This is a genomic window from Paenibacillus sp. FSL K6-1217, assembly GCF_045040735.1.
Taxonomy (GTDB): Bacteria; Bacillota; Bacilli; order Paenibacillales; family Paenibacillaceae; genus Paenibacillus_AQ.
In genome coordinates this window covers 5,723,829-5,747,235 of sequence record NZ_CP150271.1, presented here as the reverse complement: position 1 = coordinate 5,747,235, position 23,407 = coordinate 5,723,829, and the positions used below count along the sequence as shown (strand labels likewise).

At 52.0% G+C, this 23,407-nt stretch carries 25 protein-coding genes; 6 read left to right on the top strand and 19 right to left on the bottom strand.

Features of this window, described 5'->3' with window-relative positions:
* The first annotated feature begins 50 nt into the window (after positions 1-50).
* Together MHH28_RS25405 and MHH28_RS25400 are read left to right on the top strand one after the other, a co-directional pair.
* The gene (locus tag MHH28_RS25405) at positions 51-506 is read left to right on the top strand and encodes a hypothetical protein (protein WP_405106662.1); all 456 of its coding nucleotides are present in this window, start codon (positions 51-53) and stop codon (positions 504-506) included.
* Between the two features lie 80 nt (positions 507-586).
* Positions 587-733 (top strand): hypothetical protein, encoded by a 147-nt coding sequence (locus MHH28_RS25400; RefSeq protein WP_405106660.1) that lies wholly within the window; start codon positions 587-589, stop codon positions 731-733.
* 296 nt (positions 734-1,029) lie between these two features.
* On the opposite strand, the gene MHH28_RS25395 is transcribed toward MHH28_RS25400, so the two are convergent.
* Positions 1,030-1,236 carry a hypothetical protein gene (locus tag MHH28_RS25395; RefSeq protein ID WP_405106658.1) on the bottom strand — a complete coding sequence of 69 codons (207 nt, stop codon included), beginning with the start codon at positions 1,234-1,236 and terminating at the stop codon, positions 1,030-1,032.
* Between the two features lie 206 nt (positions 1,237-1,442).
* Between MHH28_RS25395 and MHH28_RS25390 the strand changes: the two genes are divergently transcribed.
* Positions 1,443-2,072 carry a class I SAM-dependent methyltransferase gene (locus MHH28_RS25390; RefSeq protein WP_405106656.1) on the top strand — a complete coding sequence of 210 codons (630 nt, stop codon included), beginning with the start codon at positions 1,443-1,445 and terminating at the stop codon, positions 2,070-2,072.
* 97 nt (positions 2,073-2,169) lie between these two features.
* Here MHH28_RS25390 and MHH28_RS25385 read toward each other — a convergent pair whose 3' ends face one another.
* From MHH28_RS25385 to MHH28_RS25340, 10 genes are all read right to left on the bottom strand, one after another.
* Entirely contained in the window at positions 2,170-2,802 is a 633-nt protein-coding gene (locus MHH28_RS25385) for a stalk domain-containing protein (RefSeq protein ID WP_405106654.1), read from the bottom strand.
* Positions 2,803-3,441: 639 nt separating this feature from the next.
* The gene (locus tag MHH28_RS25380; protein WP_405106652.1) at positions 3,442-4,476 is read right to left on the bottom strand and encodes a hypothetical protein; all 1,035 of its coding nucleotides are present in this window, start codon (positions 4,474-4,476) and stop codon (positions 3,442-3,444) included.
* Between the two features lie 536 nt (positions 4,477-5,012).
* The gene (locus MHH28_RS25375; RefSeq protein ID WP_405106650.1) at positions 5,013-5,219 is read right to left on the bottom strand and encodes a hypothetical protein; all 207 of its coding nucleotides are present in this window, start codon (positions 5,217-5,219) and stop codon (positions 5,013-5,015) included.
* 193 nt (positions 5,220-5,412) lie between these two features.
* Positions 5,413-5,610, bottom strand: a complete 198-nt coding sequence (locus MHH28_RS25370; RefSeq protein WP_405106648.1) for a hypothetical protein — start codon at positions 5,608-5,610, stop codon at positions 5,413-5,415.
* Positions 5,611-5,650: 40 nt separating this feature from the next.
* The gene (locus MHH28_RS25365) at positions 5,651-6,940 is read right to left on the bottom strand and encodes an ABC transporter permease (protein WP_405106646.1); all 1,290 of its coding nucleotides are present in this window, start codon (positions 6,938-6,940) and stop codon (positions 5,651-5,653) included.
* Positions 6,933-7,835, bottom strand: a complete 903-nt coding sequence (locus MHH28_RS25360; RefSeq protein ID WP_405106644.1) for an ABC transporter ATP-binding protein — start codon at positions 7,833-7,835, stop codon at positions 6,933-6,935. Before MHH28_RS25360 ends, MHH28_RS25365 begins: the two co-directional genes overlap by 8 nt.
* A gap of 2 nt (positions 7,836-7,837) precedes the next feature.
* Complete coding sequence (locus MHH28_RS25355) at positions 7,838-8,767, bottom strand: ATP-binding cassette domain-containing protein (protein WP_405106642.1); 930 nt, start codon at positions 8,765-8,767, stop codon at positions 7,838-7,840.
* A gap of 14 nt (positions 8,768-8,781) precedes the next feature.
* Positions 8,782-9,177: a GntR family transcriptional regulator gene (locus MHH28_RS25350; protein WP_405117248.1), complete on the bottom strand. Its 396-nt coding sequence runs from the start codon at positions 9,175-9,177 to the stop codon at positions 8,782-8,784.
* A gap of 52 nt (positions 9,178-9,229) precedes the next feature.
* Complete coding sequence (locus tag MHH28_RS25345; RefSeq protein WP_405106640.1) at positions 9,230-9,958, bottom strand: hypothetical protein; 729 nt, start codon at positions 9,956-9,958, stop codon at positions 9,230-9,232.
* Positions 9,959-10,682: 724 nt separating this feature from the next.
* On the bottom strand, positions 10,683-11,642 hold the full coding sequence (locus MHH28_RS25340) for a tyrosine-type recombinase/integrase (RefSeq protein WP_405106638.1): 960 nt from the start codon (positions 11,640-11,642) through the stop codon (positions 10,683-10,685).
* 210 nt (positions 11,643-11,852) lie between these two features.
* On the opposite strand from MHH28_RS25340, the gene MHH28_RS25335 reads away from it, so the two are divergent.
* From MHH28_RS25335 to MHH28_RS25325, 3 genes are read left to right on the top strand one after another with little or no spacing between them, the layout of a single operon-like run.
* A complete protein-coding gene (locus tag MHH28_RS25335) occupies positions 11,853-12,281 on the top strand; it encodes a chemotaxis protein CheW (protein ID WP_405106636.1) in 429 nt (142 codons plus the stop codon).
* Positions 12,282-12,310: 29 nt separating this feature from the next.
* On the top strand, positions 12,311-14,311 hold the full coding sequence (locus MHH28_RS25330; protein ID WP_405106634.1) for a chemotaxis protein CheW: 2,001 nt from the start codon (positions 12,311-12,313) through the stop codon (positions 14,309-14,311).
* Between the two features lie 29 nt (positions 14,312-14,340).
* The gene (locus MHH28_RS25325; RefSeq protein ID WP_405106632.1) at positions 14,341-15,930 is read left to right on the top strand and encodes a methyl-accepting chemotaxis protein; all 1,590 of its coding nucleotides are present in this window, start codon (positions 14,341-14,343) and stop codon (positions 15,928-15,930) included.
* A gap of 291 nt (positions 15,931-16,221) precedes the next feature.
* Here the strand turns inward: MHH28_RS25325 and MHH28_RS25320 are convergent, their stop codons facing one another.
* From MHH28_RS25320 to ctaD, 8 genes are all read right to left on the bottom strand, one after another.
* Entirely contained in the window at positions 16,222-17,232 is a 1,011-nt protein-coding gene (locus MHH28_RS25320) for a phosphotransferase enzyme family protein (RefSeq protein ID WP_405106630.1), read from the bottom strand.
* Between the two features lie 208 nt (positions 17,233-17,440).
* Positions 17,441-18,373 carry an IS3 family transposase gene (locus MHH28_RS25315; protein WP_405106628.1) on the bottom strand — a complete coding sequence of 311 codons (933 nt, stop codon included), beginning with the start codon at positions 18,371-18,373 and terminating at the stop codon, positions 17,441-17,443.
* Between the two features lie 5 nt (positions 18,374-18,378).
* Positions 18,379-18,693: a helix-turn-helix domain-containing protein gene (locus MHH28_RS25310; protein WP_052415919.1), complete on the bottom strand. Its 315-nt coding sequence runs from the start codon at positions 18,691-18,693 to the stop codon at positions 18,379-18,381.
* 375 nt (positions 18,694-19,068) lie between these two features.
* Positions 19,069-19,533, bottom strand: coding sequence for a DUF420 domain-containing protein (locus tag MHH28_RS25305; protein WP_405106626.1), 465 nt, complete (start codon positions 19,531-19,533; stop codon positions 19,069-19,071).
* A gap of 36 nt (positions 19,534-19,569) precedes the next feature.
* The gene (ctaG, locus tag MHH28_RS25300; protein ID WP_340946759.1) at positions 19,570-20,478 is read right to left on the bottom strand and encodes a cytochrome c oxidase assembly factor CtaG; all 909 of its coding nucleotides are present in this window, start codon (positions 20,476-20,478) and stop codon (positions 19,570-19,572) included.
* A 28-nt stretch (positions 20,479-20,506) separates the two neighbouring features.
* Complete coding sequence (locus MHH28_RS25295) at positions 20,507-20,830, bottom strand: cytochrome C oxidase subunit IV family protein (protein WP_405106624.1); 324 nt, start codon at positions 20,828-20,830, stop codon at positions 20,507-20,509.
* 4 nt (positions 20,831-20,834) lie between these two features.
* Positions 20,835-21,461 (bottom strand): cytochrome c oxidase subunit 3, encoded by a 627-nt coding sequence (locus MHH28_RS25290; RefSeq protein WP_405106622.1) that lies wholly within the window; start codon positions 21,459-21,461, stop codon positions 20,835-20,837.
* Positions 21,458-23,305 carry a cytochrome c oxidase subunit I gene (gene ctaD, locus MHH28_RS25285; RefSeq protein ID WP_405117247.1) on the bottom strand — a complete coding sequence of 616 codons (1,848 nt, stop codon included), beginning with the start codon at positions 23,303-23,305 and terminating at the stop codon, positions 21,458-21,460. The genes MHH28_RS25290 and ctaD overlap by 4 nt, the downstream gene beginning before the upstream one ends.
* Between the last annotated feature and the right edge of the window lie 102 nt (positions 23,306-23,407).

Genomic DNA, 23,407 nt, shown 5'->3' with positions numbered 1-23,407 from the left:
GCGCGCTCGAATGAACGTAACAGTACAGATCCAGGAAGGAACGTGACCACATGCCTGACCCCTTATCGCCCAAGGCAGCTACCGCTGCCGGATTCACCCACTATATCGAACAATATAGCGGTTCTGTCTATGCGCTTAGCTGCCTGCTGCTGGAAAAAGGCGCCCGCGCCGAGCAAGCCGCAACCGCCACCTTCGTGGCCCTCCATCCACTGTGGCTGAAGGGCGCCCTGTCAGGAGACGCCGCTGCTCCGGCTGCCTACAGGGAGTGCATCCGCCAATGCGCCGTGCTGGCGCGGGACCGCAGCCGCTGCTCCGCTGCCCTGCTCTCCTGGGAGGATCAGCTTGCCAGTGCCCTATGGTACGGCATCCAGCTCCCCCTGACCGAGATCAGCCAGATCCTGGAGTGCAGCGTCCCCGAGCTGAAGGCCCGGCTTAGAGGTATACGCGAACAGATGGCAGCCGCACATTCAGCACTGCCTGCTGTCCACCGCCCTTCGGCGGGTTGAGACTGGGATGGGAATAACGCGGGATACGCGGGCTATAGGAAAGAGTGCGGCAGAAGGAGATGGCTGTGGGGAATCAGGGTATGGAGGCGGCAGAAGGAGATGGCTGTGGCGGAATCAGGGTACGGAGTCGGCAGAAGGAGATGGCTGTGGCGGAATCAGGGTACGGAGTCGGCAGAAGGAGATGGCGGGCGGGCTGCGGACTACAGATCCGCTATTTCGGCAAATGAGACTATTCTGAAGTCCGTGCGGACTGAGAGGCGCTTATTTAACCCATTCCGCCTCATTTTCCGCTCCACCCAGCCCGTTAACGTCCTCTCAGTCCGCAACGGGGAGATAATCGGTCTTTTTCACAAAATAAGGGCCTCTGAGTCCGCCTACAAAACAAAAAAGCATCGACATCCGCCGCGACTTAGTCCTTGACTCTCAGCACCAGTACGCACCCATACTGTGCCTGGCTCACCTTACATAGCTCAACCATCCCATGAACTGATCCTGTCTTCGCCAACCGTTCAGTACATAGAACTCAGCTCTTGCCTTTCCCGCTCTTTCCACCCTTACCGCCCTTGGCAAACCGCCAAAAGGCCATACAGCAGCCGAGCAGGCCAACTCCGAGCAGAAGGGTCTGTAACGCCCCCAGCCAAGCCGATTGATCCGACGGGATCAGGCTGCTGATAATGATGAGCAGGATCGAGGCCGCGACCAGCACGGGGGTTTGTCTACTTTTCTTCACAATCATTCACCACTCCTAAAGACTAATACTATTAAGGTACACTATCTGTCGGGGTTTAACCAGTTTAGGTGGGGTTGGCTGCATATGACCTTCACACAATTCTATCCATTGGCGAGACGCAGATATGAACTGCATTGCAAACCAAGGTTATTATAGATATAATATATCTATAATAACCTTTAAATTCAATGTAAGGAGCGACAACGATGACAGAGTTCTGGGAATCCAGTTTTATAGAGAAACATACGATGTGGGGATTTGAACCTGCTGACTCGGCAATCCTGGCCAAGGATTTTTTTATTCAGCATAAGGTGAAGGACCTGCTTATCCCCGGGATAGGCTATGGCAGGAATGCACAGGTTTTTATGGATCATGGGATAGATGTAACAGGAATTGAGATCTCACAAACGGCGATTGGTCTGGCGCGGCAGCACGGGCTGGATATGCGTATTCATCACGGCCCGGTAGCGGATATGCCTTTTGACAGCAAACTCTATGACGGTATATTCTGCTATGGGCTGATTCACTTATTGAATCGTCGTGAGCGCGGGAAGTTTATTCAGGATTGTTACAATCAGCTGAAGCCGGGCGGATATATGATCTTCACAGCCGTCTCCAAAAAAGCCCCGATGTTCGGAAAGGGCATCCCCCTGGATACAGACTATTATGAAGTCATGGACGGCGTGAGAACATTCTTTTATGATGCCGGCTCGATTACACAGGAATTCACAGGCTACGGCCTGATGGAGTTCTCAGATATAGATGAACCCCATAAGCATGCGAGAAACAAGCCTCCTATTAACTTCTTGATTATAAAATGTAAAAAGGAAGGGTAGCGCCCTCCCGCTCCCCTTCATTCTGCTAATGTGGACAAGCCCGTCCGCCTCTGCTGGCGAATGGGCTTTTTTTAGAGGATTAGAAAACCTAGACTAATTAAATACCAAAGCTCGTTCCAGGGAATAACGTATACCGATCCAAATATTTAGTGGATTTAGGCACTACTTTTACCGATTTAATTTTGTTGTTTTCAAAGATAAAATCCCATTTTTCTACTTTCACCTTATAATTATCCTCTGCAGTCACTCGTTGAACAATTCTGACAGTCAGCCCAATATCTGATCTTGCAACTACCTTCATATCCACAATAGTTGCCAAATTGTAAGTTCCCCCGGGAAAAGATTCTTTGTAAATATCCGTTTTAAAGTTCGGGGCCACTAAAGCATTAGCCTCCGCAACCGACCTCTCGTCATAGGCCATAATCCACTTAAATGCTAAATTCCGTCCAAATACATAGGTCGTAGCATCTGTTTCCATTTTGAAATTCGGATCTGAATCTACGTATACATTTTTAGCTTTATTATCCCACTGAATATCGACACCAAGCCCCTCCGATACTGCACGAATAGGGACGTAAACGGACCCACCAATTATTTTGGGCTGTATGCTTGATTTAACTTGGTTACCATTGACGAAAATTTTGGGCACCGCAGTTGCTGCATAAGCCCCCGCACTGAATACAGTAGTAAAAAGAGCCGCACTAATTCCAATCTTTGTCCAACGTTTCATTATCATTCGCCTCCAAATTTATATTCACCTGTTTAGACGCAATTAATCCCCTCTATGTTACTATTAAACCAAAATATTCATTGAATTGGTATATTTTAAAATAATTTTTTTGTTTTACAATCAAAAAAGACTGCCCACAAAAAAAAGATGCCATTGAAAACCTTAAGCATTCATTCGTGGTGAAAGCTCTCTGAATTTCCATACTAACTAAACCTGAGGAGGAAACAACATCGTAACGGGTCCGTGTTTGATTTCGCTATTTCGGCTTCAATTTTATATTGTTCTTTGGTCTTAAATTAATGGTTTTACTATTCTGAAACATGGTCTGCTCTAAATGATCATGGCTATTTATCCTCACTGAATACGTTTTTCTTTTTGCACCTTCCGTATAATAATCCTTCTATCATCGAGCACCATTTGCAATTTTAAACATCAAAGAAGGGCCCGATATACAGGCTCAAGATAAAGCTTTGCTGCTGAGGAAACATGAAGACCACCAACCTTTAATTTGATCCTTTAATTAATCGAAAAGAAGAGACATTCTCTTCAAAAAAATGAGGAGAATGTCTCTTGGAGACGTTATTGGACTTTTTCAGTGTCCTCTAAAAAAGAACGGTCTCTTGTTGAAAACTTTTCAAATTACGAACGTACGATAAAAGCAATTGGCGAAGAACTACCACCTGCAGTAGTAAGCTGAACTGGAACAGTAATAGATTGCCCATTAGAAAGGGAGAAACCACCAATTTTCACAGCTTCGTTATCTCTAGTTTTGCTAATACCATAAACTGGATTACTACCCACCTTTACTGCCCCTGCATAAAGTCCACCACGTGGATTTAAATAAAGATTTGCAGTTTTAGCACTGCCGGAGGAATTCGTAATGGTAATATTAACCTTATAAATGCCGCCGAAAGCAGGTTCATTCGCAAGCGGCCCCGGAAATACTGAATTCGAACCGTTTGCAGGATCTTCTTTACCCAGAACGGCTACGTTACTAGAAACACCAGTGCTTCCAATTGTCAGTGTGATGTTATTCCCCTGTACATCAGCGTAGCCCCAAGTACCTCTAGGATGTGTACCATTTGGAGCAATAGGATTACCCGAATGAGTATTAAGAGCCGCAGATGTGCTACTTGATGCCACAGTACGAAGTTTCGCAGCCATATTACCAGCACTGGCTAAAGTGAATTCCATAATGAGTCCTCGAACTTGGTTCGGCTCAAGGGTGAATTCCTTAATAGTGCGAACATTACCCGCCGGAACAGTAATAGCTGTGGGGTCTGATATAAGTGTTTCACCAAGAAGTGATTTAGCCAAGCAAAGCCCTGCATTAGTAAGGATATCCCCACCATTGGAGGTAACAGCAGTCTCATACATGATATCCCTTACAGTTATTGCGGCTCCAGCAGTGCCTAACGTCAGACCGTATTTAATTGTACTAGCCGTAGCGTTATGATGCCACATAAACACACGATACTTAACTAAACTTTTTGCAGGGACTACATCATCCCAGAGGGTAATCATAGAGGTACTAGTGAAATAACTGGGTTGCAACGGTTCTGGGTTGTCACACACATAAAGTCTTTTCTCTGTAATAGGTGTGTACCCATAGGATTTCACTGGTGTTGGAGTAGCTAAAGAAATTGGTGTTAGATTAGTTTGAGAACAAGGCATAATTTATTCCTCCTAAATTAATGTAATGTAATGCAACGAAACGTAATGTTACGAAGTATAATTATTCGAACAGTGTCCATACCTTCAATAAACCTAAGTTTCCACAATCTCCGGATAATTGTAGCTTCTTCGTCTATAAAGCTATTGTGATTTACTGTTCTTGTTCATATTATATAATATAGCGTATTGTTACGCAATATATTTTTTTGAATCTTTTACCTCTTCTTTTTTCCACCTTCTCGGAAATAGAAGAACCCCATAAGAATGCGAGAAACAAGCCTCCCATTAACTTCTTGATTATAAAATGTAAAAAGGTTGTGTAGCGCTATTGGTCTTCCGAAGCTTTAATTTCAGCGATCAGATGGTCCAGTTTATATCCATTCGTATCCCGTGAAAAGGTTCTCCTTTCTTCGCTCTGTCCCTCGAATGCAGATAGAGCATAGTCACCATCAACTACATAATATGAACCATAACGGGTAAAAGAATAGCTTCCTTCCTGCTCTTTCCCACACCTTTTTTGATGGCAGCCACAATTCTCATTCCCGGCTTAAGTTCGGGTACAATCCCCTGAACTCTGAGTTATAAATCAGGTTAATGTTACTACTAACCTCTTCACCTGTAACTACTTCATCCACCTTAACTTGAAAAGAGGTGAACTCCGGCTTATAGGGTTGTAGACCCGACTCTTCTAATTTACCGGCTAAATTCCCTTCCGGAGTTCCAGGCTCTGTGATCAGATCCACAGTGAAGTCCGGCATCTGCTGAATAACCTCAGCGACTATGACTGAAGGACACAAATTAAATCTTACAAAAACACAAAACCCACGCTAAGCGTGGGTTCTAAGGCGATATATTCTTTTTCAATGAGATTAGTGGTGTCCAGTTACGGTACAGTCATCACTTCCGTCGAGCCTTTTGAACAGTCACAGATTCCCACTACTGACTGCGCTTCTTACTGAACTTTCCAAGAGTTACAACGGTCATCAGCATGCCCACAAGTCCCATCCCCGTCAAGATTCCTTGCGAGAAATCCATCAGATTGCTTCCGTTCGGCTGGATGAGCTGGCTGGCGATAATTGATGAGACAGAGGCGAGGAACAGCATTGCTACATTTTGTTGTTGTTTCTTATCCATAATTAACACTCCTCATAATTTATAATTGTCATACGAGAACTTAGATCTTATAAGCCTTCATCGCTTTTCTGATCTCCTTGATGCTAGGGCGCTTGCCGTACATCAGGACGCCGGTGCGGTAGATCTTGGCGGCGAGCCAGCCGAAGAGGAAGGTTGTAGCCAGCAGGATTGCCAGCGAGACCATGATCTCCCAGAAGGCGACCTCACCGACCCCGATGCGCAGCAGCAGGCTGAGCGAGGAGGTGAAAGGCACGAAGCTGGCTACCTTCACCACCAGCGTATCCGGGTTCGAGATACTGAACAGCGGCAGGTAGAAGCTGACGAAGCCCAGCATCATGACCGGCATTACGGCCTGTCCGAGATCCTCTGTCCGGCTGACAATCGAGCCAACCGCAGCGTACATCAGGGCGTACAAGAAGTAGCCCAGGATATACAGAATGAATCCATACACCAGCATGCTCACATTAAGCTGTCCCAGATTCAGATCGAAATCGCTTAGAATCGTGGAATTATGCGGCAGCATCAGGTTGACGGCGATGGCGGCCGAGATAATGGCGATCTGCATCAGGCCGACCAGGAAGATTCCGATGACCTTGCCGAACATCTGGGTCAGCGGCGAGGCGCTGGTAATGAGAATCTCCATGATGCGCGAGCTTTTCTCCGAGGTAATCTCGGCCGAGATCATGTTGCCCGTCATCATCACTGACATGAAGAACAGAATCAGCAGGATATAGACAATGACATAGTTGATAATCGGCTTGGCCTGATCCTGGTCTGCGCCTCCTGCAGCGCCGTCCGTACTGAGCTGTGCGGTATCAATCGCAACTGGAGCAAAGATCGCAGCCACCTGGCTCTCCGTCAGCTTATCTCCGACAATCAGCCCGGTATTCACCTGCTGCAAGGCGGCTTGAAGATTGGTTCTCAACGTAGTGCTGATGTCTCCGTCCTTGCTGTGATACGTTACCGGAGGTACGCCTTCACTGCCCTCTGCGGCAAAAGTAAGGTACCCTTCGATCTTCTCATCCTCCAGGCCCTGCTTCAGCGCAGCATCCTCAGCGGAAGGATAGGCGGTAAATACGACTTTATCCTCGGCTTCAGCCGGCGGAGTATAGGCGAGCAGCAGCTCGGCAGGCCGGAAGCCTTGCTCGGCAACGACTCCGATCTGTGTCGCGTTCTTAGCACCGTCTTCTCCTTTGAACACCTTGATCAGATAAGGGATATTCATCCCCAGGCTCAGCAGAAGCACCAGAATCAGGGTGGTAATCATGAAGGATTTCGTTCTTACCTTATTCTTGAATGTGAAGCCGATAATGGTTGCCATTTTATTCATTGGATTCACCCACCGCTCTGATAAAGATTTGGTTTAGCGTCGGTTCCTTAATCTCGAAATGCTCGACCTCGCCTTGAGCCACAGCCAGCTGCAGAATGCGCTGCGCCGCTCCCAGGTCATTGATGGATAGCAGATACCCGCGCTCCTGCCGCTGCACTCCGGTAACTCCGGCAATCCCGTCAAGACCGTTCACTTCCCCGGCGGTCCGCAGTACGACTTCCTCCCGCGGATACCCCTTCTTGATCTCACGGATATCTCCCTGAACTACGGCGTTCGAACGGTCAAGAATCGTGATATTGCGGCATAATTCCTCAACATGCTCCATCCGGTGCGTCGAGAATAGAATGCTCGTGCCCAGATCCCGCATCTCCCGGACCGTATCCTTCAGCAGCTCCACATTGACCGGATCGAGGCCGCTGAACGCTTCATCCAGAATCAGGATCTTCGGCTTATGGACTACAGCGGCGACAAAGCCCATCTTTTGCTGATTCCCCTTGGACAGCTCTTCAATCTTCTTATTGTAGTATTCCGGTACATCGAACCGCTCCAGCCAGTACTTCAGGCTCTTATCTGCCTCACTGGCGGACATCCCGCGAAGCTGCGCCAGATAGATAATCTGGTCGCTTACCTTGACCTTCGGATACAGCCCCCGTTCCTCCGGCAGATAGCCCATCAGATGCTGAAGCTCCTTGCTATAAGGTTTGCCGTTATAGAGGATGCTGCCTTCATCCGGGTAGATCAGACCCAGCACCATGCGCATGGTTGTTGTTTTGCCGGCACCGTTGGCACCCAGCAGACCGTATATCTCGCCTTGCTCCACATTTAGACTGATTCCGTTGACTGCCGTCTTCTCCCCGTACTGCTTCACTACCTGCTTCAACTGCAATGCTTCCATTCTTATTCCCCTCTCTTCTGGTCGATCAGAACCGGACGATGTCCCCGGGTCCATAAGCTTAGGATTTCATCCAGCTCCAGGCTGCGGCTCTTGAGTACCTTTACGCCCAAATCGTGAATGCGTTTCTCATACAGATAAATTTGCTGGGTCAAAAATGAAGCCACGCCCGGCGTCTCCAGCTTCAGCTCCAGCGCCTGCGGCAGCTCGGCTGCCAGCGCCTCCAGTTCCTGCGCTCCTTCAATTTGTACCCATATTTCAGTCCAGGAACCAAACAGGCTGTCCTTCTCGGCCATTCCCAGCAGCTGTCCCTGGTGCATCAGCACGATATAATCTGCCAGCCGCCGGACCTCTTCAACAATATGAGTCGAGATGACAATCGTAGCATCGTGCTCCTCCATGTACCGCTGCAGCGTTTCAATCATGATTTTCCAGGCAAAAGGGTCCAGGCCCGAAGACGGCTCATCCAGCAGCAGCAGCCGGGGCTTCGCCGCCAGCGCAGCGGCAAGCTCGAACTTGCGGCGCTCGCCCTTGGACATGGTGCCCAGTCTGGCGTTCTGCGGCACTTCGAATTTCCCGATCAGCGTCTCGTAGTACCCCTGGTCCCAGGAAGGGTACCAGTGACGGCGGAACTCCGCGGCCTCGGCGGCAGTCCAGAAGTTCTCCTCGCTCTGCGATATCTCCGGCACATAAGCCATTTGCCGGCGGAGCTGCAGCGGCAACCCGTCCAGGTAAGCTTCACCGAACCAGCGAACCTCGCCCTCTCCGGGAAAACTCAGCTGCATCAGCATGCTCAACAGCGTGCTTTTGCCGGAGCCGTTCTGGCCTACCAGTGCAGTAATATATCCTTGCGGCAGGTTAAGATTAATCGGTCCTACTGTCTTATGCCGCCGCTTCTTGCACACATCCCGCAGTTCTACAGCCTGTTGTACCATCCGCTTCCCCTCCTTCATTCCCGCCTGCTGTATTTGCTCTTCACGATCTCTGTAAACAGCTCCGTCAGCTCTTCCTCGCTGCAATGTACGGATAATCCGACATCGACGGCACTCTCCAGCGCTTTGCGGATGGCGTCCTGCTTATAGCCCTCCATCGCAGCATTCCCCACATGGGATACAAAGGTACCTGTTCCTTGTCTGGTCCTCAGCAGACCCTCATTCTCCAGATCCTGATAGACCCTGCGGACTGTAATGACACTGCATTTCAGGTCACCCGCGAGTTCGCGGATCGAAGGAAGCAGCGTCCCTTCTGTGATCGTACCGGAGATAATCAGCGATCTGAGCTGTGTCTCAATCTGGTGGTATAGCGGCTCTGCGCTGTTCTCATTAATTTGTATCGGTATCCACATCATTCACACCCGCTTTCCAGGCCCGGCCCCCGGATTATTGCCCTGCCCCGTCTCATACGAGATCGCGGCTCTTCAGCCGGTGAATCGTCCATTTGGAGAACAACTGGAGCGATAATACGCCAAGCACCAGTGCCCCCCACATCAAGGGAGATAATAGGCCCCATTCTTTGGAGGCGGCCACACTTGCAAGCATTAGATTGCCTCCGCCCAGGTGGACCAGCCCTGCAGCCCCTATCGCCAGTATCATAATGGCCGATATGGACCAGAAGTAGACTTTACCGCTCACCGAGAACTCGATCAATATATAGAGCCCCGAGACAATCAGACCGTACCCCACCCAGGTGAAGGCGAAGGCAAGGTAGACAGGTACAGGAAGCTCACTGCGTATTCCCGGGCTGATCAGGTATATTAGGCTGAAGTAGAGCGTGCCATTCATTGTAATGGCGAAGAGTACGTTCAGCTTTCTTTTGCACAGAATGGCCGCAGCAGGCACCGGTAATGCCCGCATATAGGCCAGCATCCGGGTGTAGGAATCTTCGGACAGATATTTCATCGTCCGCCGGGAGAAGCTGATGCTGAGCATGAGAGTCATCGTAATCATCAGAACATCGCTCAGCATCCTTCCAGCACTCCCGCTGAGACTATCATCAATGACCATTCCGGTGATCGCCGAGAAATAGCCCATGAACACGAGGGAGAACAGCAGCGCCCACAGCAGCTTCCAGCGATCACCGTGGAATTCGCTGCGTACGATGACCCAGGCTTGCTTTAACGTTGTCATAACCTCTAACCTCCTCACTTTATTCGTCTTTGAGCGGCAGATAGCCGATCTGCTTGAATTCAGTGTGTATCAATGTGTGCTTACTGTATATATCTATATACACAGTATATGACCTGTGCTTTTCACTGTCAACAAAAAACCTCTGCTATTTTTATTTTTTCGATTTCAATCACAACCAAATCACCCTAACGGGTGAACAAAATTACATTTGCAAGAACACAATGTATGCTATTTTCCACATACATTCAGGCCGTATGCCTGCTTACGAACACAATGTATGCTGTTTTCCACATACATTTGGTCCATATGCCGCTATACCTGCCCATTGTATTCGGTTTACTCTTATCCACAAATTCACACACACCTTTTCCGCAGCGGCAGGAAATATAGTTTCCTATTACAACAAAAAAACCCCGCACATAGGCGGAGTCTGGGCTGTATATGCAGAAACGCGCGATCAGCGGCACAAGTGCCGGATTTTAAAGCAGGAAATAACAAGAAGCTAAGTCGGTATGTATACTTTGACGCTTTTTGTCGTACAATATCACTTATGCGACCTTTTGCAAGCGAAATAACAGAAACCATGCATACTTGCGCATAATCAAGCAGCAATGCGTTTATTATAGGTCATTTCCTAACTTCTGTATAGAAACTTCACCGGATTAATCCTCTCTGAGCCGCAGATATGTTCAATCGTCTCACTGCATTTTTTGTCGAAAGTAATCTATTGAATAAACGTCCGCAGGCTGTCCTCTACAAAATCGGGGGCAGCCTTTTGAATCTGCTGAACGGTGTGGAGATACCGCTGGGTGGTGTTGATATGGGAATGCCCCAGCGATTCCTGAACCTGCTGAAGCGAAGCCCCCTGGAGCAGGGCCAGCGTGGCATTCGTATGCCGCAGCCAGTGCGGCGTCAGCTTTTTCTCAATCGTGCTGGCTGCTCCGGCGTTCTTAATAATCCGTTCCACCTGCCGTGAAGATAACGGAAACATCCTCTGCTCCGGAGTGGCCTCTTCCTTCCTTGGCAGGGTATCAGACAACTTGGAATACAGCTGCCACAGGGTCGGCGGAACCTTAATTTCTCTGGGCTTGCCCCCCTTGCCGTTCTCCACGGTCAGCCAGACCGAGGTCTCCAGCAGATCATTATGGAAATCCCCCCACTTCATCGCCGTCAGCTCCGATACCCGCAGACCGAGCACTACCAGTGTCAACCCGATCAGATAATTGCGCAGTCCTTGCTGCTCCAGCACATTCAGTAATTCCCCCACCTCCCGTTTGGTCAGGAAGTTCTTCCGGCTGGTGACGGTTATTTTGGGGATACGCACCGATGAGGTCGGATTCACGGCAAAAAAACCGATATGCTGGTCACTTCCCCATTTATAGAAAGATTTCAACGGTGCAAGGAATGCCGCTATGCTTGCCGGAGCCAATTGCCTCTGATAGCTGTAGCCTCCCTGCGTCAGAAAAATCTTATACGCCTCAATCTCCCGCCAGCTCACTGCCCGCAAGGAGGTACCTGTAATAAATTTGCGGAAATCGGCAATCGCCCGCTTATAATTTCGACCTGTATTGACATTCGTACAGCAGGTAGCCATAAACATCTGAACAATCTGATCATCGCTTAGGTATCCCTCTTCCGGGTACACCAAGCTGAGCGCCGTACGGCTGGATTCGGTCTGGCTCATTCTTTTTTCATCACTCCTCAGGAATAGAAATGTCGCATAAGTGATATTGTACGACATTTTTGTGGTATTTTGTCCCATTATCACACGAAGACGGCTAAAGACCGGACCACGCAAGAACAGCAGAAGGCAGCGTAAAGAATTCAGGGAGGGAGCGGGAGACCGATAGCAGCTGCGGGCCAGCTAAGTACTATGAGAAGCCGGAGGGTAACTATGGAGACCGTTTTGCAGAAACAATATGTTGAATTCGGGGTAGATCACGAGCATTATGCGATCCCTATCTCAGATGTCCATGAAATTATTAGAATGCAGGAAATTACGGAGATCCCCAGCAGCCGCCATTATGTGAAGGGCATTATCAATCTCAGGGGGAAAATTGTGCCGGTGCTCAGCCTTAGAGTGCTGCTCCATATGGAGGAGGCGGACACGACCAAGCATACACGCATTGTGGTGGTTCATCACCAGGAGGAGTCCCTCGGCGTCATTGTCGACAACGTGAATAAAGTGACGACCTTCAGCGATATTCAGCCTGCAAATGGCAGCATCTCCGGAATCAGCGGTTCCTTCTTCAATGGAGTAGGCTTCTCTTCTTCCGGGCTGGTCGGCATTCTGAGGCTGGATGAGATCCTGCTGCGCGACTAAACAAAGGCTACACGGAGAGAAGGCGAACCATGATTGATTTATCGGAATACCGAGGGATTTTCTTGGAGGAACTGGAGGACCAGCTGCAGCTGATTGAGGATGAGGTACTCAGGCTGGAGCAGACCGGGGAGACGGAAGATGGAATCCAGCAGTTCTTCCGGGCGGCGCATACCCTTAAGGGCTCCTCTGCCTCTATGGGCTACAACCGGCTGAAGGAGGTCACTCATCATCTGGAGCATCTGCTTCATCAGATGCGGGGCGGGGAACGGACGGTCACGCAGGAGCTGATCCGCCTGTTCTTCGAGGCGCTGGATGGCATGCGCGCACTCCAGAGCGAGATCGCTGCCACGGATCAGGAGACCACCGATGTATCCGGTCTGGTTCAGCGGCTGAGTTCATTCGGAAGGGAGGAGCTGCAGGATTCACAGGACACTGCCCCCGCTGCGCAGCCAAGCCAGGCCGAGGTGCCCCTCCAGTTTTACTGGATGCATGTGCGGCTCTCTTCCGGCTGTGAGATGAAGCTGCCCCGTCTCCACCTGATCGATGCCAAGCTGCGGAGTCTCGCTGCGGTCCTGCGGATGAAGCCGGAGCTGGGAGAGATCGAGGCCCATGACAGCCGGATCGAAGAAGCTTCCTGGCTGCTGGCGCCCAAGGGGAATATCCAGGAGCTCCGCCAAGAGCTCTTATCCATAATGGATGTCGAGAGTATCTACATAGAAGAAGTGCTGAACAATGCTCTGCGTCCCGGTGAATCCGTGAAGCCGCCCCGCCCGGAGACGGGAAACCGGAGGCTCCCGGATGCGCCTGAATCTCCGCCGCCCGCCACAGACTTAACCAAACCGCAGACGATCCGCGTCCAGGTGGAGCGTCTGGAGAAGCTGATGAACCTGGCGGGCGAACTGGTCATTGACCAGACCCGGTTCCATCTGCTGAACCGCAGGTTTCACCAGCAATACGGGACCAATGAACTGACAGAGGAGCTGGGGCAGCTTGCCGACCATCTGGCGATGATTACGGGCGAGCTGCAGGAGAGCATGATTAAGGTACGGATGCTGCCGATAGAGCAGCTGTTCAATCGTCTCCCCCGCATGGTCAGAGACTTGTCGGGCTCCCTGAACAAGCAGGTTGAGCTGGTCCTTGAAGGCAAGGAGACGGAGCTGGACCGGACGCTCATTGAAGAGCTGGGCGACCCGCTGATCCATCTGTTGCGCAATGCTGTCGATCACGGCATAGAGACCCCTGAAATCCGCCGCAGCGCCGGCAAAAGCAAGACCGGAACCGTCCGCGTCGCCGCCTCCCATGAGGACAATCAGGTCATCCTGGTCATAGAGGACGACGGGGCCGGAATCGATTCCGGCCGGATCGCAGAGTCCGCTCTGCGGAAGGGCATCATCACGGCTGAAGAGGCCGAAGGGATGACTGAGGATGAGGCGCTGCGGCTTATTTTCCGGCCCGGCTTCTCCACCGCTTCGCAAATCAGCGATATTTCCGGCCGCGGGGTCGGGATGGATATCGTCCGCAATGATATTGAACGGATTAACGGCATGATCGATATCGAGACCACCCGGGGGCAAGGCACCCGCTTTCGGATCCGCCTGCCCCTGACGCTCGCCATCATCCGGGGTCTGCTCGTTCATGCCGGGGGAGCCACCTTTGTCATACCCATGAGCAGTGTGGCCGAGATCGTCCGCGTCGCTCCAGAGGAGATCAGCTCTGTCCGGGGCCAGCCTGTCATTACCGCACGGGATCAGCTCGTACAGGTGGTCTGGCTGCAGGATATCCTGCGTCTCCCCGCCGCCGAAGGCGGCAACGCAGCTTCCATTCCGCTGATCATCGTGGGGCGGGGGGAGAAACGGCTGGCACTGGCCGTGGATACGCTTATCGGCAATCAGGATATCGTCATCAAATCGCTCGGCTCTTACATGGGCAAAACTGAGAATATATCAGGAGCTACCATCCTGGGGAACGGCAGCATCGCACTGATCATTGACACCGCCAGCTTATTTTTAACCACGGGAGTCTTCGCTTAACAAATTCAAGTTTACTGGGGGATACAGGTATGAAATGGTTCTATAATCTAAAAACAAGCGTGAAATTAATCTCGTCCTTCCTGATCGTCGCTGTCATTCTTTCCTTCGTGGGCCTCTACGGACTGAGCAATCTCGGCTCTATCAATAAGAGTCTGGATGATATGTATGTGAACAATCTGGTTCCCGTCTCCTCCCTGCAGAGCTCGCAGAACAGCTTCTCCGTCATGCGCGGCATCGTCAGGGATCTGTACATTAAGAAGACCCCTCAGGAACGCCAGCAGCGGGTAGAAGATTATAAAAAAGAGAAGCAGAACGTGCTCGATAGCATCGCCGCCTTCCGCAAAACCAAGCTGAGCCCGGAATCGGTTCAGACCATTGCCCCTTTTGAAGCTGCATGGAATGAATATTTGCTTACCTACGATTCTCTGGTCAGCCTCGCCCTGAGCGGACAGGACGAGAAGCTGCTGGAGATGCTGCGCAGCAGCACGCTTAATAGTCAGGGCGATACCTTGAAGCAGATCCTGAACGATCTGATTCTCACCAATACCAGGGAAGCGGATCAGGCCCGGCAGGCTGGAGCTGTACTCTATAGCTCTTCACGCAACATTACCCTCGGCATTATTATCGGCGCGGTTATTCTGTGCATCCTGCTGGGCTATATCATCTCCCGGATTATCTCCAGTCCTCTGGCGAAGGTCGTCAACATTCTCTCGAAGGTGGCTGACGGTGATCTGCGCAGCCAGTCTGAGATCGATACCAAGGATGAGGTCGGCATCCTGGCCGCCAAGGTGAACGAGATGGTCAACAACCTCCGCCGGACGGTGGGTTCCATTCTGCTGCATTCCCAGAGTCTGTCTGCTGCGGCCGAGGAGATCTCCGCCAGCACGCAAGAGGTGGCAAGCGGCAGCACGACCACCGCGGACGATGCCGGTACGATCAGCGAGCTATTCAAAGAGCTCTCCAGTGCGATCCACTCTGTCGCCCAGAATACCGAGCAGGCTTCGATCATCTCCGATGAGACTGTATTAATTGCCGAGAACGGGAACAGCATCATTCAGGAATCGATGGAGAGCATGCAGACGGTCAGCGGGCAGATGTCCAGGCTGGAGGAGGACTCCCAGAAGGTGGGCGAGATTATAGATGTCATCGAGGATATTGCCGATCAGACTAACCTGCTTGCTCTGAATGCCGCCATTGAAGCCGCCAGAGCGGGAGAACAGGGCCGCGGCTTCGCGGTGGTGGCCGACGAGGTGCGCAAGCTGGCCGAGCGCAGCGGCGAGGCCACCAAGCAGATCACCAGCATCATCAAGGGGATGCAGGTGAATACTCGCTACAGCGTGAGCGCTGTGCAGGAGAGTGCGGAGCTGTCGCAGAAGACCGGCGTTTCTTTCCATCAAATCGTGACGATGGTCAACAACGCCGGCCAGAAGATCTCCGAAATTGCCGCCGCCAGCGAAGAACAAGCCGCCCAGTCCACCAACGTCCTCGCTGCGGTGGAGAACATCTCTGCCACCACCCAGCAGTCCGCTGCCAGCAGCGAAGAGACCGCCTCTTCCGCCCAGTCCCTGGCCAGCCTGGCCGAGGAGCTGCAGAGCACGGTGTCTTCGTTCCGGCTGTAGGTCTTGGTTCATTCAGGTACCTGCAAGCTCCCTTTCGGAGCTTGCAGGTTTTTTTATTTTTGCGGGATCAGCCGGGTATAGTGTACAGTTCTGAACGCAGCCGGTGGCGTTTATTGGATTTTGTCCATCTGTTCCTGCGGCACCGCCCCATTTGCAGACAGTAGTTGGACAAACAACACTTAATATCTACGATTTCGTCTGAACAGAGGAATTTTGAGAAATTAGGTGGACTTTTTCCAATTGCTTACCTGCAACCGTCTGTATCACTGAAATTAAGTGTGCTTTTTCCAACTATGATTGTGGCTCCTCTTCCCCGAACCCATCGATTAGCGAAAACCCCTTGGTAATACGCACTGTACTCTCTTGCAAGAACCCACGGGTCCATTCGTCAGCCTGTGTTAAATCCCAACTACGGTGCATGCCGACAACTACGATAATCTCACGCAGTTTAAGAAACAAATCCAGCTGACTCTTCCAGCCATCGGGGAGCTGCCGGCCATCCTCCGTGTAGCCTAGCTCGAAATGCCGGATAAAAAGCTCGTATTGCTCCTTACGTTCAGACCTCGAATCTTCTCCAAATACATATAGTAAATAATAGAGCTGGATAGCAATATCCTCAGCATACCAGCTGTACTGGCACTCATCGAAGTCAAAAAGCGTGATCTGCCCTGATTCATCTACCATGAAATTACCTACGTTGATATCCCCGTGAATTAAACCAAAATTAGCCGAGGTAACAGGCAGACTGGCCAACTCTGCTTTTAGTCCATCAAGGGCATGCAAAATGGGCCCAAGCTCTGCCGATAAATAATCTTTTGCCCGCACGAGGTATTCGTTAGTCTCCCAGGTATGTCTTCTGAATACCGGTTCGTACCGCTTAGCCAGTTCATGAAGACGGCCTGTAATACGGCCACATTGTTCGTATAGCATCGGATTCCCCAGGCACTCCGGATATCCCACTTTTGTGCCGGGTGCATAATTGAACGAGGCTGCGTAAAAATCCATCGTATTCCCATGAATACGCTCAACATCCCTTCCATTCACCGATGAGACCGGAGCTGACACTGACACCCCCTTCTCCGCGAGGTAACGAATCCATTCAATTTCGGCTGCAATTCCTTCGGGGGTACGAAGTGTCCCCGGAGTAAATCGAAGAATATACTGGGATTCATCGCGAATATAAGAATAAATAAAGTTTTGAAAGCCTCCAATGAAGGTCAGCTCCTCAGGGTTAATCCCAAAGCGCCTAGCACCTTCAGCAGCATGTTCGTCCAGGAACATTCGTTTGATATGCGGGTCCATAATTTCTCCTTAGTATGTATAATTAGGTTCATTGTTCATCTGAACAAAATCATTCTAACCGATGAATAAGATCACCTTCGAGTGAACAGAATGTATGCTGTTTTTGACATACATTCAGGCCGTGTGTCTGCTTACGAGCGCAATGCGGTGCGACCCCCTTATCCCGGAGTCCTCCGTATCAAATCGGTACTTGTCGTAGCGCTGCTCTTTATTTCGCCTTTTTTCTCGGCCAGAAGAAGCTGGAGCGGTCTTCTAGGGTCAGGACCCACTCCGCAAAGGTAGCTGGCGGCATGTTGCGAAGGCTCGTATGCATTCTACGGTTGTTGTAAAAGTCCATGTACCGGTCCACCGCTTCATAGGCCTCTTCGAACGTGTCGAAGGCCTCTTTGCGGAACAAATCCCGATCGATATTGCTGTGGAACGATTCAATAAAAGCATTTAAATCCGGCGTTCGAGGCGGAATGCGTTCATGGGTCATTTCCCAGCTTTCACACATGTCGCCAAACAGATGGCTGACGAACTGGGGGCCGTTGTCGGTGCGGATCACCGGGCGCGCGCTGCCAGGGGCGCAGTGTTGCTCCATGGCGCGTCCCAGCGTCTGGCAGGCGTGCTTGGCCTCACACGACGATCCGCGGTGATAACCGACGATGACCCGGGTAAACACATCGATAATGCTCAGAACGAAGAAATGCCGGTCCCGTCCTGCCACATATCCGTATTTAATGTCCATCTGCCAGAGCTGGCCCGGGCCGGTAATGACTCGGTTCTCCGGCAGCTTCCGGGGATGCTTAAAGCGCTTGTGACGCTGGGGCTGCAGGATCTCCAGCGCCTGACATAGCCGGTAGCTTTTCTTGTGATTGAGCCTCAGCTGGTGCTGGTTCCACAAGCACTTGGCCAGCAGCTTGTACCCGTACACGTGCTCTTCTCCAGCGACCAGTTCCAGGAGCATTTCCTGGATCTGCTCGTCGCTAATCTTCTCTCCCGATTCGGTCAGAGAGTAGCCGGGTACGGGTCTTCCGCGCCCCTGGAGTACGGCCTGTGCATCCTGTGACTTGCGTTTCTTACGGTCGTAGTACGTGGACTCTGCGAGCCCGATGAGACGTAGTACCAACGCTGCGGAATATCCCTGCTTAATGAACATCTCGGCTACCTCGATTTTTTCGGATAAGCAGGGGTTGGCTTTTTTAGCAGTTCACGCAGAATCTCAATCTCTAACTCCTTTTCACCGAGCATCTTCACCGCCTTCTCGTATTTCTGCTCGACGTCCAGCAGGCGCTTCCGTTCCTCCACCTGGTCCTGGGGATACGGATGATCTTGTTCCCCATGGGCTTCCCGGTAATCCCTCACCCACTGATTCACCGTTGACGGAGTCACCCCATACTTCCGCGCAACCACCGCCGCCTTAATGCCAGACAACACCTCTTGCGCTGCCTTCTCTCTTGTTCCCGTTAGGTGTCCCATAGTGTTCATCCTCCTCCTGTATCTAGTTTACATTTTTGTGGGGAAGGACTCCAACTTATTTAGGGGGCTGTGGAGAATGTATGCTGTTTTTCACATACATTCAGGCCGTGTGCCTGCTTGCGAGCGCAATGTATGCTGTTTTCCACATACATTCAGGCCGCGTGCCTGCTTACGGCACAATGTATGCTGTTTTTCACATACATTTGGTCCGTGTGCCTGCTTGCGAGCACAATGTATGCTGTTTTCCACATACATTCAGGCCGTGTGCCTGCTTGCGAGCACAATGTATAAAACAAAAAAAGCCCGCCCCTCCCCCGCAGCAGCGGCAGATGGACAGGCCTTTCCCTATGATTCCAGGCTTCTCTTCCCCTCGGCTTAACCTCCCAGGATAATATGCCAGACCGGCTTCGTATGTCCGCCCGGATAGAAGATATACAACAGGACGTATACAGCGACTCCGGTGATGGCGGTGATGAACCAGATAACAGACGTTACCCGCCCCCACTTGCGGTGCTTGGCATACTTGGCCTTGAAGCCGAGCGTCAGCGTGGTGATGCCGAATACGGCAGCGACGGTAGCCAGCACAATGTGGAAGATCAGGAAGACATGGTAGATCGTCGTCAGATTCTCCGGGCCGCCCCAGGACGTATTGCCCACGAATATCGTTCTGGACGAATACACCAGGAAGAAGAGAATCGCTGCCACCGCAGCCGCGATCATGGTCTTCTTGTGCGCTTCGCGTTTGCCTTGAATAATCTGTCTCCACCCGATGGCCACCAGTACCGCGCTTATGACGATGAACGATGTGCTGATCGTAGGAAACAATGTGAAAATATCCATGAATATCCCCCTTGGCACTTACCTGCTTATGATAGGTCAGACCTCCTCCGCCAGAGCAGAGGATGGCGCGGACACTTCCGTGTCCTCCTGTCCGTTCTCTTTTTTATACCAATGATAGAACACATAAGCAAGCATCGAGGCGAAAATAAATTCCTGAATGAACTTCATCACGATGCCGCCGACCTGCTGATCTACCTTGGGGGACAAGGAACCGAAGAAGCCGGGACCACCAAAAGCCTGCAGCAATGCAGCCGGACTCTGCGGTACACAGTAGCCCATCGCCTTCGCCCAGGTGCCCGGGTCACTATACGTAGCATACAGGGGGGAACCGGCAAAAATAATCAGCCCGCAGGCGGGAGTCAGCAGAACCATGTTCAGAAAGATGAAGCCCACCTGCCCCAGACCGCTAAGCGCCCGGTATTCCGGCAAGGGGTTGATCAGATTCCACCACATCAGCGCCGAGGTCAGGAACAGGACGCCATAATACAGGCGGTGGACAGTGAAATGTAGCATCACATAGTCATGGATGGCGGGGATGTGGTAGAGCGAGAACAGCCCATTGAAGAGCAGGGCCGCCACGACAGGCTTAGCGAGAAAAGCCAGTCCCTTCAGCGGATTGACCCGCAGCAGGGCGCGCCAGCACCAGTCGGGGATGCCCAGCATAATGAGCGGAACCGCCACCAGATAGGACAAGGCCATGCTGACCATATGAAAGGAGAACAGGATATGCCCCAGCAGGCTGACGGGCCCGCCTTGTGCCAGATAGAGCGCCAGCATACCGCATAAGAACAGCCCCCTCCGCCAGAAGGGGACTGCAGTGCTGCCCTCAAAACGGGAGGCCAGCGGACCGATCAGCACAAAATATCCGGCGGTCAGGAGGAGCATCAGGGCCAGAAACAGCGGACTCCATAGTTCCGTAAAGCTGAAATATTGCAATCCCGGTATCATCCTCAAGACCTCCCCGGACATAGAATCAATCCCACCATACCCAATAGAGCGCCATTACAATACTGGTGCCTGCGATAAAAAAACCGCCCAGCATGAAGATAATCGGCAGCATATGCCCTTTGTCCTTCAGATGCATCCAGAAGCCCATCTGCAGGAACACCTGCAGCACAGCCATTACTAACAGCAGGATGATCGCAAAGGTAGCATTGATCCCTCCGGCAGCCACAGCCGCAAAAGCGATCAGCGTCAGCACCACGGAGAACACAAACACCACAATATGCCGCTGCGGCCCCTCCGGGCGGTGCCGGTGCTTCACCGGAGAATCTGAAGAAGGCTGCTTCGTCGTCATGGCTTCACCCCACCTTTCCGAGCAGGTATACAACTGTGAAGATAAAGACCCACACCACATCAATGAAATGCCAATACATCGCTGATACATAAATCTTCGGAGCAGTGACCACCGTCAAGCCTTTGTGCATGAGCTGCCCAATCAGTACGGAGATCCACAGAATCCCGAACGCGACATGGGCACCGTGGAACCCGACCAGCGTATAAAAGGCCGAGCTGAACGCACTCGTGGTCATCCCGAATTCCTCATGCCTGACATATACGCTGAATTCATAAATCTCCAGGATCAGGAACGCAAGTCCGAGCAGGACGGTCACCAGCAGCCAGTTCCGGAGCTGGGCCACATTCCCGCGGTGCATCGCCTGAATGGCGAACACACTGGTCAGACTGCTGACCAGGAGGAGCAAGGTCGCTGCCGCAACCAGCGGCAGATGAAACAGCTCTGCTGCCGAGGGTCCCTCATTCGTCTGATTGCGAAGCGCCAGGAAGGTAGCGAACAGGGTGCCGAAGAGTACCGCTTCCCCTCCAAGGAACAGCCAGAAGGCCAGTACTTTATTGCGTCCTTCCAGGGTCGCTTTCTCGGGTTCATGCGGGAGTGTCCCGTCCGCTGCTTCAGCATGTGCCGTTGTCATCTCTGCTCACTTCCTTCCAGCTCTTCGGGATCAATATGCCAGCCGTGATCGTCGAACAGCGACCGCATCAGCATGGACCCGAAGGTAATAACAAGCCCCAGCGCCGTAACAATATAGTTGTTGAACAGGAAGCTCATAATGCTGCTGCTGAACTCATCGCGGCTGAACATGAAGCCAAGGCCTGCAATGAAGATGCCAACCGACATCAGGAACGGCAAAATCGTTGCAGAAGGCATATGAATCGGCCCTACCGGCTCCGCCGGGGTCATAGCCTTATGCCCGGCCATCTTCTCTTTCCAGAAAGCATCCAGGCCCCGTACCAGCGGCGTCTGCTTGAAATTATATTCCGGCGGCGGCGAAGGAATCGTCCATTCCAGGGTCCGCCCGTCTTCCCACGGATCATCCGGCGCATCCGCTGGCCGTCTGGAGGTCAGGAACACATTCACCAGGAAGATGATCATGCCAACCCCCATCAGGAACGCCCCCACTGTACTGACCAGGTTGAGCGTATCGAACTGCTGGTTCGGCAGATAGGTGAATACTCGCCGCTGCATCCCCATCAGTCCCAGGAAATGCTGCACGAAGAACGTTAAGTGGAAGCCGATGATGAAGGTCCAGAAGGTCCACTTGCCCAAGGCCTCGCTGAGCATCCGCCCGAACATCTTCGGCCACCAGTAGTGCAGCCCGGCGAACAGTCCAAGCACCAGACCGCCGACAATGACGTAGTGGAAATGCGCCACAACGAAGTACGTATCATGGAACTGGAAGTCCGCCGGCGCGGAGGCCAGCATCACCCCGGTTACCCCGCCCATCGTGAAGGTGGGAATGAACCCGGCCGCGAACAGATTCGGGGTCGTGAAGCGCACCTGCCCGCCCCACATGGTAAACAGCCAGTTGAAGATCTTGATCCCGGTCGGGACGGCGATTAGCATCGTTGAGACAGAGAACAAGGCGTTCGCTACCGGACCGAGGCCGGTGGTGAACATATGATGCGCCCAGACCATGAAGCCCAGGAAGGCAATCAGAATCGTGGCGAAGACCATCGAGCTGTACCCGAACAGCCGCTTGCGCGAGAAGGTCGGAATGACCTCGGAGATAATGCCGAAGGCCGGGAGAATCAGAATGTACACTTCGGGATGCCCGAAGATCCAGAAGATATGCTGCCACAGCACGGGATTCCCGCCCCCGGCAACATTGAAGAAGTTGGCATCCAGAATCCGGTCGAAGGTAAGCAGGACAAGGCCTACGGTAACAGCCGGGAAGGCGAATAGAATAATAGCCGAAGTAATAAAAGTAGCCCAAGCGAACATCGGCATCCGCATGAAGGACATGCCCGGCGCACGCATCGTAATAATAGTCGCCAGGAAGTTGATGCCGCCGATGAGTGTACCCAGGCCCGCAATCTGCAGCCCGATCGTATAGAAATCCACCCCGTGCGTAGAGCTGTATCCCTTACCGGAGAGCGGGGTATACGCTGTCCAGCCCGCATCCGGCGCACCGCCCATCACCCAGCTAAGATTCAGCAGGAGACCGCCGAACAGGAAGGTCCAGAACCCCAGCGAGTTGAGAAAAGGAAAGGCGACATCGCGCGCGCCGATCTGCAGCGGAATTACCGCATTCATCAGCGCGAAAATGACCGGCATGACTCCAAGAAAGATCATGGTCGTACCGTGCATGGTAATCAGCTCGTTGAAGGTCTGGGCATCCAGGAAGGTATTCATCGGCTTGATCAGCTGAATACGGATCAGGATCGCCTCCAGGCCGCCGATGCCGAAGAAGAGTCCTCCGGCCCATAGGTACAGGATGGCTATTTTTTTGTGGTCGACGGTGGTAATCCAGTCCATCAGCCCGGTATGCCGCTTGGCGCTGTGGCCGGGCGTGAGGGGCTGGGAGGGCTGCAAGGATTGCGCTGCATGAGCCAAAGAACGTACCCCCTTATCAAATAT